Origin of the sequence: Roseovarius albus, from assembly GCF_900172335.1 — a bacterium.
GTDB lineage: Bacteria > Pseudomonadota > Alphaproteobacteria > Rhodobacterales > Rhodobacteraceae > Roseovarius > Roseovarius albus.
Genome location: NZ_FWFX01000002.1, coordinates 309,820 through 322,002, shown reverse-complemented (window position 1 = coordinate 322,002; position 12,183 = coordinate 309,820). Strand labels below are relative to the sequence as shown.

At 54.9% G+C, this 12,183-nt stretch carries 13 protein-coding genes; 6 read left to right on the top strand and 7 right to left on the bottom strand.

Annotated features, from left to right (window positions below; genetic code table 11):
* Positions 1-84: 84 nt before the first annotated feature.
* Entirely contained in the window at positions 85-420 is a 336-nt protein-coding gene (locus tag ROA7450_RS04405) for a hypothetical protein (RefSeq protein ID WP_085804445.1), read from the bottom strand.
* Positions 421-701: 281 nt separating this feature from the next.
* Between ROA7450_RS04405 and ribB the strand changes: the two genes are divergently transcribed.
* From ribB to nusB, 3 genes are read left to right on the top strand one after another with little or no spacing between them, the layout of a single operon-like run.
* On the top strand, positions 702-1,829 hold the full coding sequence (gene ribB, locus ROA7450_RS04400; protein WP_200812926.1) for a 3,4-dihydroxy-2-butanone-4-phosphate synthase: 1,128 nt from the start codon (positions 702-704) through the stop codon (positions 1,827-1,829).
* Positions 1,830-1,833: 4 nt separating this feature from the next.
* The gene (locus ROA7450_RS04395) at positions 1,834-2,379 is read left to right on the top strand and encodes a 6,7-dimethyl-8-ribityllumazine synthase (protein ID WP_085804443.1); all 546 of its coding nucleotides are present in this window, start codon (positions 1,834-1,836) and stop codon (positions 2,377-2,379) included.
* Positions 2,376-2,861 (top strand): transcription antitermination factor NusB, encoded by a 486-nt coding sequence (nusB, locus tag ROA7450_RS04390; protein ID WP_085804442.1) that lies wholly within the window; start codon positions 2,376-2,378, stop codon positions 2,859-2,861. The genes ROA7450_RS04395 and nusB overlap by 4 nt, the downstream gene beginning before the upstream one ends.
* 88 nt (positions 2,862-2,949) lie before the next feature.
* On the opposite strand, the gene ROA7450_RS04385 is transcribed toward nusB, so the two are convergent.
* Both ROA7450_RS04385 and ROA7450_RS04380 read right to left on the bottom strand, forming a co-directional pair.
* Positions 2,950-3,759, bottom strand: coding sequence for an alpha/beta hydrolase (locus ROA7450_RS04385; protein WP_143534356.1), 810 nt, complete (start codon positions 3,757-3,759; stop codon positions 2,950-2,952).
* Positions 3,760-3,857: 98 nt separating this feature from the next.
* Positions 3,858-4,301 carry a carboxymuconolactone decarboxylase family protein gene (locus tag ROA7450_RS04380; RefSeq protein ID WP_085804440.1) on the bottom strand — a complete coding sequence of 148 codons (444 nt, stop codon included), beginning with the start codon at positions 4,299-4,301 and terminating at the stop codon, positions 3,858-3,860.
* Between the two features lie 179 nt (positions 4,302-4,480).
* Between ROA7450_RS04380 and budA the strand changes: the two genes are divergently transcribed.
* On the top strand, positions 4,481-5,269 hold the full coding sequence (budA, locus tag ROA7450_RS04375) for an acetolactate decarboxylase (RefSeq protein WP_085804439.1): 789 nt from the start codon (positions 4,481-4,483) through the stop codon (positions 5,267-5,269).
* A 185-nt stretch (positions 5,270-5,454) separates the two neighbouring features.
* Here the strand turns inward: budA and ROA7450_RS04370 are convergent, their stop codons facing one another.
* Complete coding sequence (locus ROA7450_RS04370; protein ID WP_234999434.1) at positions 5,455-6,441, bottom strand: enoyl-CoA hydratase/isomerase family protein; 987 nt, start codon at positions 6,439-6,441, stop codon at positions 5,455-5,457.
* Positions 6,442-6,476: 35 nt separating this feature from the next.
* Here ROA7450_RS04370 and ROA7450_RS04365 point away from each other — a divergent pair, with 35 nt between their 5' ends.
* Positions 6,477-7,385, top strand: coding sequence for a LysR family transcriptional regulator (locus ROA7450_RS04365; protein ID WP_085804437.1), 909 nt, complete (start codon positions 6,477-6,479; stop codon positions 7,383-7,385).
* 6 nt (positions 7,386-7,391) lie between these two features.
* On the opposite strand, the gene ROA7450_RS04360 is transcribed toward ROA7450_RS04365, so the two are convergent.
* Both ROA7450_RS04360 and ROA7450_RS04355 read right to left on the bottom strand, forming a co-directional pair.
* A complete protein-coding gene (locus ROA7450_RS04360; protein ID WP_085804436.1) occupies positions 7,392-8,324 on the bottom strand; it encodes a pirin family protein in 933 nt (310 codons plus the stop codon).
* Between the two features lie 94 nt (positions 8,325-8,418).
* Positions 8,419-9,189, bottom strand: a complete 771-nt coding sequence (locus tag ROA7450_RS04355; protein WP_085804435.1) for a sulfite exporter TauE/SafE family protein — start codon at positions 9,187-9,189, stop codon at positions 8,419-8,421.
* A gap of 157 nt (positions 9,190-9,346) precedes the next feature.
* Between ROA7450_RS04355 and ROA7450_RS04350 the strand changes: the two genes are divergently transcribed.
* A complete protein-coding gene (locus ROA7450_RS04350) occupies positions 9,347-11,008 on the top strand; it encodes an acyl-CoA dehydrogenase family protein (protein ID WP_085804434.1) in 1,662 nt (553 codons plus the stop codon).
* 193 nt (positions 11,009-11,201) lie between these two features.
* Here ROA7450_RS04350 and ROA7450_RS04345 read toward each other — a convergent pair whose 3' ends face one another.
* Positions 11,202-12,164 carry an SLAC1 anion channel family protein gene (locus ROA7450_RS04345; protein WP_085804653.1) on the bottom strand — a complete coding sequence of 321 codons (963 nt, stop codon included), beginning with the start codon at positions 12,162-12,164 and terminating at the stop codon, positions 11,202-11,204.
* Positions 12,165-12,183: the final 19 nt, after the last annotated feature.

Below are 12,183 nucleotides of genomic sequence, written 5' to 3'. Positions count from 1 at the left end.
ACATAATCTGTGCACGACGTAGACTTATCTACTCCGCACTCTGCTGCATTTGAAAACAGTCCAACCTCAACGGAGGTCAGAAACTCAACGCTTGTCCGTAAATGGATTCGCCTTGCGATCGTCGATGCGTACGGGAATCCGCGCTGGCTCATGTCTCAGCACATGCTGCCGCAGCCCGCCGCGCGGCTCATCATCATCGTCATCTTTCATTCGCATCACTGCAATTGCGAATTGCACACCGGCAAACACAATACCATTTGCAACCCACAATATCAGCAAGGCCTGCCACCCTTTGTCAGATGTACTGATCAAATGCCATAGATTGGCGATATTGAACCACAGCAGCATACCAACAAACACAGCCGCCAAACCAAATCCAATGGCAGCATTAATAATGTAAAGGCGTATGAGTTTCGGCATAGATCAATTCTTCTGCAGTGATGGCAATCAAGCTAGCACAAGATTAACGAGTCTCAAGGAAATACGAAACAGACATAACCCAGTGTCACTTCGACGGCTGTTTTTCGCCCACAAAGTGCATAATCATTCGCCCACAAAGTGCATAATCAAATGTATGCCAATAGCCCGGCCCAACTTGCGTTGCCGCGCTTGTCGATTTTCACATCCCCTCTGGCCTTCATGCCACGCCTGCGATAGACGGGCTAACGCTGACAGCCAAGAGGGCACCCATGTCCGATACTATACCATATGAAACACCTGGCCCCATCGAAGAGGGGCTGCGCACGGCGCTTGCCACAACCGAAGAAATCATCGCCGAGGCCAAAGCTGGGCGGATGTATATTCTGGTCGATCACGAAGATCGCGAAAACGAGGGCGATTTTGTCATCGCCGCCGAACATGCCGATGCGGCCGCGATCAACTTCATGGCTACCCATGGCCGAGGCTTGATCTGCCTGCCGATGACAGCCGAGCGTGTAGGCCAACTGGGCCTGCCGATGATGGCGGTGAACAATTCCTCACGTCACGAAACCGCCTTCACCGTCTCGATTGAGGCCCGCGAAGGTGTCAGCACCGGCATTTCCGCCGGAGATCGCGCTCGCACGGTTGCCGTGGCCATCGATGAGCAAAACACGTCGGCCGAGATCGCAACACCGGGCCACGTGTTCCCGCTGCGGGCCAAAAACGGTGGCGTCCTGGTTCGCGCCGGCCATACTGAAGCGGCTGTTGATATCTCGCGCCTTGCAGGCTGCGCGCCCGCTGGCGTGATCTGCGAAATCATGAACGAAGACGGCACAATGGCGCGCCTGCCCGAGCTGATTGAAATTGCCCAAAAACACGGCCTCAAGATCGGAACCATTTCCGATCTGATCGCCTACCGCCACAAGCACGACAATCTGGTACGCGAAGTTCGTCGCGAGACCGTAAACTCTGTGCATGGCGGCGACTGGGAGATGCGGATCTTTGCGGATCAGATCAGCGGCACCGAACATGTTGTCCTGGTCAAAGGCGACATCGCCGATGGCGCACCGGTTCTGTCTCGGACCCATGCCCTGAACGCGCTTGAGGATGTACTTGGCATTGGCCTCAACGACGACTCCGGCAAGCTCTCCAATGCGATGGACATCATCGCGACTGAGGGTCGCGGTGCGGTCTTCCTGTTCCGCCAGCCCCGTCCAAAACTCTCCAGCGAGATCGAAGACGACGAAGGCCCCCGCACCATCAAGCAAACCGGCCTTGGCGCACAGATCATGTCGACTATAGGCCTGCACGAGCTGATCCTGCTGACTGACAGCCCTGACACCCGGTATCTGGGCCTTGATGCTTACGGCATCAAAATCGTCGGCACCCGCCGCATCACCGAAGGATAACCCCATGGCTGGAACCGAATACACCCTGCCCCGCGCTGAATTTGATAAGCCGGTGAAACTGCTGATCGTTGTCGCCCCGTTCTATCGCGACATCGCCGATAACATGATCAAGGGCGCTGTGGCCGAGATTGAGACCACCGGTGGCACCTATGATCTGATCGAAGTGCCCGGCGCTTTGGAAGTGCCGACTGCCATCGGTTTGGCCGAAAAGCTGAGCAATTACGACGGCTATGTCGCCCTTGGCTGCGTCATCCGCGGTGAAACCACCCACTATGAAACCGTCTGCAACGACAGCTCGCGCGGCATCACCCTGCTGGGTCTCGAAGGTCTGTGTATCGGCAATGGCATCCTGACCGTGGAAAACCGTGAACAGGCCGAAGTGCGCGCCGATCCGACTCGTATGAACAAAGGCGCTGGCGCTGCTGCTGCGGCCTTGCATCTCATCGCACTCAGCCGTAAGTGGGGCGGTCAGCGCAAGGGTGTGGGTTTCATACCCACCCCCGATGAATACCAGCTGGCAGGCAGCACAGAGGACACGCCAAAGGCATGAGCGACGCAGTCAAACCGCTTTCGGGCAACAAGAAACGGCAGATGAAATCAGCCGCGCGGCTTTATGCCGTGCAGGCGCTGTTCCAGATGGAGCATTCCAGCCAGCCGCTGGACAAGGTGCGCCTTGAATTTCTTGACTTTCGCTTCGGGGCCGAGGTGGATGAAGACACCGATATGGTTGAAGGTGACGTTAACCTCTTCACCAAACTGCTCGAAGACGCGGTCAACCATCAGGCCAGCATTGACCAGATGACCGACCGCGCTTTGGTCGCCAAATGGCCCATCGACCGGATCGACCCGACCATTCGCGCGCTTTTCCGCGCCGCCGGGGCCGAGATGACGCAGGCTGATACCCCGCCCAAGGTGGTGATCATGGAATTCGTCGACATCGCCAAAAGCTTCTACCCCGAAGGCCGCGAGCCCAAATTCGTCAACGCCGTACTGGACCACATGGCACGCGAGGCAAAGCCAGAAGCGTTTTAATCCTGAGTATACACTTTAGCGCCATTCTCCGTGTTGCAGCCCGCTACTCAATAGTTTTCGAATACCCGCATGTGCAGGTTTCTTTCAATCAGGGTCCGAAGACATCTTGCACAAATGCGATCTCATGACCCCATGTCGCTGGCTGATACAGTGCCTCATGTCCTTTGCCCTCCAACGCCTTGAATATCGCGGGCGCCACGGCCGCCTCGTATAACCGTTGGCCTTCTGCAAATGGGATAACCAGATCTTCGGTGCCATGCTGAATCAGAATCGGAGCCGTGATGGCACCGATGAAATCAATGCTATGGAATTGATCCTTCATCAGAAACCGCACAGGTAACCAAGGATAACGACTTTTCGCGATATCAACTGCTGCGGCATAGGGTGCACCCAGCACCACAGCCCCAACTTGCCGGTCAGCAGCCAATTGCACAGCCACGCCCGTCCCCAAGGATTCACCGACGGCGACGACGGTTTCAGGTGCGATGCCTTTCGCAATCAACCATTCATATGCGGTCTGAGCATCGATCAGAAAACCTGTCTCGCTAATCGTTCCCGTGCTGCCGCCAAAGCCACGCCATGATAGAAAGGCCACGCCGAACCCCGCTGCACGATAGGCGGCGAACCGATCAGCACGATCTGAGATTTCGCCAGCATTCCCTTGGAAATAGAGAAGTGTAGGTTGCCCTTCGACCGCAGCTGCATACCACATCACAAGCGTTTCCCCATCGGAGGTCACAAGGTTCTCGACGTTGACGCCAGACAGACCAACCGCCGATGGCGAGGGGTTGTTCTGCGACGGAAAATACTGGAGCTGGCGTTGCAGAAAAAACATTCCCGCTGCAGCCACTAAGTAGGCGACTGCGCACACGATCAAAGCAATCTTTAAAAGTGGCATAAAATGTCCCTTGCTTCCCTTCGTACAAAACATAAGGCGCAACTTTCCAATGTTGCTCCTGCTGATATCCTGTTGACCACTACTTGCCACAAATGATTTTATTCCGGCCTAGCGTCTGGAAGATGTTGAAAACTGATCGCCAAACGGTTCCAGGCATTCATTTGCGCAATGATCAGTGTCAGATCAACAATCTGCTTTTCGGAAAAATGCGGTGACAAAGCGTCATAAACAGAATCCGATGCACCACTTTCAGCGATCAAGGTAACGGCTTCCGCCCAAGCAAGTGCGGCCTTTTCCGCGTCATCAAAAAACGGCACCTCGTGCCAAACCGTTAGACAATCAAGCCTTTGCTGCGTTTCACCGGCTTGCCGCGCTTCCATTGTATGAAGGTCAACGCAGTAGGCACAGCCGTTGATTTGCGAGACACGAAGTTCGACAATGGCCCTCAACCGCGCATCAATCGAAGACATCATATCCTTAGATTTTGCCATCCCAGCGATGGCGAGGCCGTTAAGAGAAACATAGTCGGCGCGTTCAATCATTTTGGTCTCCGAATGCTTGGCTTGTACTCGCCACAGTATGTGGTTTTAACACGACTACAATTGAAATCGAATGCCCATCATGACCATAACCGATACCGTCAATTTCCTTACTTTAAACAAACATATGCGCAACCCTCTGAAACGCATTAAGATGGTTTGATCCATAACGAGGCTCTACGATGCATCCCGACCATGAACTGACATTCGCTGAAGCGATCGCCACACATCATAAAGCACCAGAATTCAAACCGCATGACAGCGCGCATGAATACTACCAGACATCGCTTCTCAGCGCCGTGATGCAAGGCGTATACGATGGCAATGTCTCAATCGGAGAATTGCTCAAACATGGAGACTTTGGATTGGGCACATTCAATGCGCTCGATGGGGAAATGATCGTCATAGACCGCGTCGCATACCGCCTGACAGGAGACGGCAAGGCTGAGGTGGCCGACGATAACGCCCTGACCCCTTACGCTGCTGTCATCGAATTTGAACCAGATTTTTCACTAACGCTGGACAACCCTATACACAAAGGCCCCTTCGAAGACGGGCTTGATGCCTTGGCCGCTTCACACAATTTGTTTTACGCTGTACGCTTCACTGGGCAGATCGGACATATCAAATATCGAAACGTCTGGCGCCAGACACGGCCATACAAACCCCTGTTAGAGGTTGTTAAGTCACAGGCTGAATTCGAATTGAGCGATGTAACTGGAACAATCCTGGGTTTCCGCTGCCCAAACTACGCCGTCGGAATCGGCGTGCCCGGATATCATTTGCATTTCATCTCCGAAGACCGCCAAACCGGAGGGCATGTACTGGATTACACGTTGGAAACGGGGCAAATCGAAATTGACCACACCTCTTCGTTGCATCTGGAACTGCCCGAGACACAGGCGTTCTCGGACGCCGATTTAACCGCCGGTGCGGATTCAGGTGATATTGCCAAAGCCGAAAGCGAATAGTCTTTGCTGACTGGAGCTATCGAAACGCATGCTTTCATCAAACGCATCCCTGATCGTCACAAAGACACTCTTCATTATCCCTACTGGCGTGGAGAGTGTTTTTTTAACCAAGTTGATCAGTACCATCATCGCGGCCAAAACGAGTTTCACCAACTCACAGGCGAAACCCGTCTAAATGACCAAACTCAGTTGTTGATTTCCTGAACCTTCATAACAAGCTCATTCCAGTTACGTTGGTTTTGGATCTCGTGTTCCAGTCCCTGTTCATCAGCGATTGTAAACCGTTTGATGGCTGCGGTTTTACTGGTTGCCTGATACAGCCAATAAGCCTCAGCCTTGAGCGCCTCATTAATCGGCTTGTCGATGGACTCATATACCATCTGCTTGCAGGCATTAATTGACTCAGCCGGGAACTGGGCAATGCGTTTTGCCAGGTCATCAACGTATGCACCAATTTCATCGGGATTTAGCGCTTTGTTGATCGTTCCCATTGCTTCAGCTTCATCAGCACCGAAATCTCGTGCGCTCAGAATGATTTCCAGCGCTCTACCCAAACCAGTTTGGCGCGCCATACGTGAAGCGCCACCACCACATGGCAGAATACCCATTCCGACTTCCATCTGCATGAACTTGAACTTACCGCGCGCGGCAAACCGCATATCCAATGCGAGAGCAAGCTCATGCCCACCACCGCGCGCAAAACCCTCTAGTTTCGCGATAGTGGCCTGTGGCACCTTGCTGATGCGTTCACAAACTGATTGCAGGTCCAGCAGCTGCGCCTCGTCACGTGATACGGCTTCCGTCGACATATCTTTCAGCAATTCCGTATCATAGTGACAAACCCAGATTTCCGGATTGGCAGACTGGAACACAACAACCTTTGTCTCTCGGTCGCGCTCAAGCCGCATAGCAAGGCTATTTAAGTCCGCCAACATTTCCTGACCCTGAACGTTCACAGTACCGAAATCAAAAGTCACCGTGGCGATTGCATCTTTCACAACGACGTCAAAGGTCGTGAAGTTTTCATATTTCATTGCAGCTATCCTTATATCTGCCCAAGCATTGAAACGACTCCGGTACGATTTATGTCCGAGGCGCTGAGTTAGATGCAGGCGAGGTCTTCGGCATCTGCTGCGCAAAATATTAGCTACATAAAATAAATAAATTCCCATAATATTGGTTTAGAATTCGTAATTTGGATATAATAATGGATACAGCAGGCCTCAAACTCTTCGTCATGGCAGCTGAATTATTGAACATCAGCGAAGCCGGGCGCAGACTTGGCTTGGCTCCGGCCGTTGCAAGTGCACGGTTGGCAAAACTTGAAAATCAAGTCGGTGCCGACCTGCTTCATCGGTCCACCCGAAAGGTTTCCCTCTCGATTGAAGGGGCAGAATTCCTGCCCTATGCCAAAGAAATACTGGCCCAAGAAGACGCCGCCTTTGCCGCACTTGGCCACGGCAATGAAGACGTCACCGGCACATTGCGATTTGCCGCCTCCAGCACATTCGCGCAACTTTTCATCGTACCTCTTCTGCCCGAATTCCTTGAACGCTACCCCGGCATCAATCTTGAGCTCAAGTTCTCTGACACACAGATGGACCTGATCGAAGGCAGCTTCGATCTAGCTCTGCGCGTCTATGCCATCGAAGACAGCAGCCTGAAGGCCCGCAAACTGGCAGATGATCCCCGGATCCTCTGCGCTTCTCCAACCTACCTTTCGCGGCACGGCACCCCAACCACACCCGAGGATCTCTCCAGTCACCAAATCCTCACCTTCATGAGCAGCGGGCAACGAAAACTATCCGAGGCGGGAGACATGCAAGATCACAGCTTTCCACCTTCCGATACCTCCAGCCGTGTGACTTGCGATGATGGGGCCAGCATGCGTCTGGCCACCGTCGCCGGGGCTGGTATTTCTATGAATTCAATGTGGAGCGTGTACCGCGAACTGCAAAACGGGTCTTTGGTCCAAGTCTTGCCCGATTATGAAATCAAAGACAGCTCTGCCATCTGGCTGGTTTATCCCAAATCAAATGTGCTGACATCCAAAGTCAGGGTCTTCATTGATTTCCTCGTCGAAAAAATTGGCAACCCACCTGTCTGGCTACGATAGGCCGCGTCACGGCAACGGGATAAACTCCGCATCGTCCCCCGGCGGCAGCTGGAACCGTCCATGCTCCCAATCCCCCTGCGCCCAGGCATCCTTGGCGGCTTCGATCTTTTCACGAGATGAGGCCACAAAATTCCACCAAATATGGCGCGGGCCGTTCAGCGTCTCACCGCCCAGCGCCATCAGCCGCGCGCCCTGCTCGCCCGCCATAAGGGTGATCGCGTCACCGGGGCGGAACACCATCATGCGCCCGGCCTCAAAGACCTCGCCTGCAATCTCAATCGATCCCGAAGTCACATAAACCCCACGATCTTCATGGTCATCCGGCAAGGGGAGCAAGGCCCCCGCCTCCAGCACCACATCGGCATAAAACATATCGCTAAACGTGCTGACCGGGGCCGTCTCGCCCCAGCCGCGCCCCATGATCAGGCGCAATTGCTTGCCTTCAGCCTCCAGAAACGGCAACGCCGCCTCTCCATGATGTTCAAAGCTCGCCGCGCGTTCCTCGTGATCCTCCGGCAGGGCCACCCAAGTCTGAATGCCAAACAGGCTGCTCGGACTCTGGCGCGTGGCCTGACTGGTACGCTCGGAATGAGTCACGCCATCCCCAGCCACCATCCAGTTCACTTCGCCCGGATATATCATCTGATGCGTGCCCAGACTGTCGCGGTGCTCAAATTCACCTTTATACAGGTAAGTCACTGTCCCCAGCCCGATATGCGGATGTGGACGCACGTCGATCCCCTTGCCAGTCACAAACTCTGCCGGTCCCGCCTGATCAAAAAAGATAAACGGCCCGACCATCTGCCGCTGCGGCGCAGGCAAAGCGCGCCGCACCTCGAACCCACCCAGATCCCGCGCACGCGGGATAATCACGGTTTCAATATCGTCCAGCGATCCAGCATCAGAATGGTGCGGCTCCAACATCGGGTTCCAGCTCATGGCTAAGGCTCCTTGGCTTATACGGTTGCCTCTAACCTAACCCATCATCGCATCAGAACCAGTCGGCATCCCCGCACATCGCCTGTGCGCCTCATCAGCCCCAAAGCCCCCGGCGCACCAGATTGGCCCCCGCCAGAAACAGTACCAAAAACGTCAGCTTGCGAAACGTGGCATGATCCAACCGGTCCTGAATACGAAACCCAATCCACATGCCCACCATCGCCGGAACAATCAGAATCATCGAAAAAGGGGCTGTATCACGGTTCAACACGCCCGAGGAGACATGCGCCACGACCAACGCGACTGCGCCAAGGCCGTAAATCACACCTTGCACGCGCATCTGTTCGGTTTTTCCCGTATCACGCGACGACAGCATCGCCACTGTTGGCGGACCCCAAACACCTGATATGCCGCCAAAGAATCCGGCCACAGCACCAATCGCTGCCTCTGTCCGCGCACCCGCCCCCGCGGGCAAGCGCAACGGACGCCCAGCAAGTGAGGTCAGCGCATAGGCTACGATTGGCACCCCAATCCCCAACAGCAACACCTGACTTGGTACAGCGCGAACAACCTGCGCCGAGCCGAGCAAGAACACCAGCCCCACCAATAAAAACACGCGGTACTTGCGAACTGATTCCCAGGCCGCAGCGACCCCTTGCCTGAGGGCCTGCCAGCCATTGGTGATCAGTGTCGGCAGGATCAATCCGGCCAGCGCCAGATCCGGTGGCATCACCGTACTCAACCCCGAAATCAGCACCATTGGCATGCCAAACCCGACAACGCCCTTGACCGTCCCGGCCACCATTGCAACCAGACAGCAAAAGCTCACAATCCAGAGCGCTTCGGGACCAAACAACATCTCCATATGCCACACATATCAGGTTGCCTGACGTGTGCAGCACAATTTTCATCGCGCAAGATTTGAACAAATCGACGCACTCTTATGCATAATAGTTGCGCTGCAGGTGCAAAATAGCTAGGACGGAATTGTGATTCACTTTCCGCCAAGACAGGACGCCCCCATGACCCAGCCGATTGTTCTCGATAACCTGATTTCACTGGTCGAAGCCGCCGTGCCACCCGCTGAATCCGTGCTCGATGCTGCAAAGCAGAAATTGCGCGACTTAGTAACCGTCGATGGGCGTGTCGCTGGCGCAGCAATGGAAGCAAATCAGAACGCTACACATGGATTGGCATGGCTCGCCACCTATGTGGAAGCTCTGCGTCAAATGCGAAACTGGGCGAAACGACTGGACGCGGATGGAAAGTTTGGCGAGGTCGAACAGCTTCTCCTGCAGATCGGCTTTGGCGAATACCTGCACCAAATCGCTGGCGGCATCCCGATGAATCAGGGCGAGGTCGTACGACTAGCGGATCTGGGCCTTGGCTGGGATGCACTTGGCGGCTTCCAATGTCCCGAGGTGCAAACCCTGATGGCGCAGGGCAACTCGCAGGCCGCCCGCACCCGTTTGGTTGAACTGATGCAAGAGCGCAGCGCCGAGATCACCATCGGCGCAACCGGTCTGGAAGAAGAACTGGAAATGATCCGCGAACAGTTCCGCCGCTATGCGGTCGACAAGGTCATTCCAAACGCCCACGACTGGCACCTCAAGGACGAACTCATCCCGATGGAGATCATCGAAGAGCTGGCCGAAATGGGCGTCTTTGGCCTGACTATTCCTGAGGAGTTTGGCGGCCTGGGCCTCTCCAAGGCATCAATGGTTGTGGTCTCCGAAGAACTCAGCCGTGGCTACATCGGTGTTGGCTCTCTGGGTACCCGGTCTGAGATTGCCGCCGAACTGATCCTTTGCGGTGGCACGGACGAGCAGAAAGCCAACTGGCTGCCCAAACTCTCCAGCGGTGAAATCCTGCCCACCGCCGTCTTTACCGAGCCAAACACCGGTTCCGACCTCGGCAGCCTGCGCACCCGCGCGGTCAAGGATGAAAACGGCGACTGGAAAGTGACCGGCAATAAAACATGGATCACCCACGCCGCGCGCACCCATGTGATGACCCTGCTGGCCCGCACCAACCCCGACACCTCCGACCACCGCGGCCTGTCGATGCTGCTGGCCGAGAAAACGCCGGGCACAGACGAACACCCCTTCCCGACCCAAGGTATGACCGGCACCGAGATCGAGGTTCTGGGCTATCGCGGCATGAAGGAATACGAACTGGGTTTTGATAACTTCCACGTCAAAGGTGAAAACCTACTTGGCGGGGAAGAAGGCAAAGGCTTCAAACAGCTGATGGAAACCTTTGAATCCGCCCGCATCCAAACCGCCGCCCGCGCCATCGGCGTCGCGCAATCGGCGCTGGACGTCGCGATGCAATATGCCATCGACCGCAAACAGTTCGGCAAATCCCTGATCGAATTCCCCCGCGTCTCCGGTAAACTGGCGATGATGGCGGTCGAGATCATGATCGCCCGCCAGCTGACCTATTTCAGCGCTTGGGAAAAAGACCACGGCCACCGCTGCGACCTTGAGGCTGGCATGGCCAAACTATTGGGTGCCCGCGTCGCTTGGGCTGCAGCCGATAACGGCCTGCAGATCCACGGCGGCAACGGCTTTGCGACCGAATACACTATCAGTCGCATCCTGTGCGACGCGCGTATTTTGAATATCTTCGAGGGCGCCGCCGAAATTCAGGCGCAGGTCATCGCCCGCCGCCTGCTGGGCTAAAGCCGATCCGAGGTGGGCACCTTCTGTCCACCTCACCGAAAAACGCTCTCTCCTGTCCGCGGTTGTCACAGACGGTCTCGCTTTTTATCAAAACGAGTTTTGTACAAAACTGGGGTGTAAAACCTACAAGTTGTACAAAACTTTTACCCAGCCGAACTGGAGAGGCTCGCTTCAAATCCGAAGCGAAATCCGGTCAATCAGGCGTAAAAAGTTTGCCAGATACAATTGCACGCACGGTATGGAACACCAAAAACCCGATGATCACGCAAAGCGCCAGCAGCAACCCCAGCCCAATCAACCGATGCGCATTGGACCCTGTCGCTGCGGCATAGGCAAAGCTTGCACTCGTGGCCGCCGCGATGGGAAAGGACAGTGCCCAGAACGAGAGGGTAAAGGTAAGGCGCAGCATCTTTGGAAGTTGGATTGTGACAATCAATACAAACAGATAGGTCACATTCAGCAAGATATGAGCAAACGCATCGATGCCCCCAATTAACCGCACCCACGCCAAAAAAATAAGCGCCGGAGGAGCAATCAGAACCACCAGTGTAGGTTGCAATCGTTCGGGCAGCGGATCATGAAAAATCAGCCGGTTCATCACCAGAGAGACAAGAATCAGCCAGAACATCAGCCCCGCCGAAATAAAGAACCAGCTGATCTCAAGATAGCCCAACGGCACCCCGGCAAAACTGACAATCACGTTGCCCACCGTCGGAATGAACCACGCCGGACTGAGATGCCCATGCTGAAATGCCCGGGAACTGATCCAGCCAGAAATGACGGCCAAGGTCAGGATACCCTGCAACGCCATGCCCAGCATCCACATCACATGCGCCAAGCCGGTCCATGTGTCCAACATCAAAGCAGATAACAGCAAAAGCGAAATCGACATCGATGGGAACAGCGCCAATTGCACGGGATTATTCCACTCTTCCCAAACCGAACGAACGCAACCGGACAGTTTGATCAGGTAAAAAACAATGAACAGGCAAAACAACGCAAGCGTGAACCCAAAGACTGCGGTTGATAAAACACCCGCCCAATCAAACACTTGCTCGGCGCCTCGCAAGGCCATTGCGAGCCCACTCAACCCCATGGTGATGGTGAACATCGCAATGGGAAAATGCTCCAACCACGTCAGTCGCTTTAACGCCATTGCGCCCTCGATGCCAAAT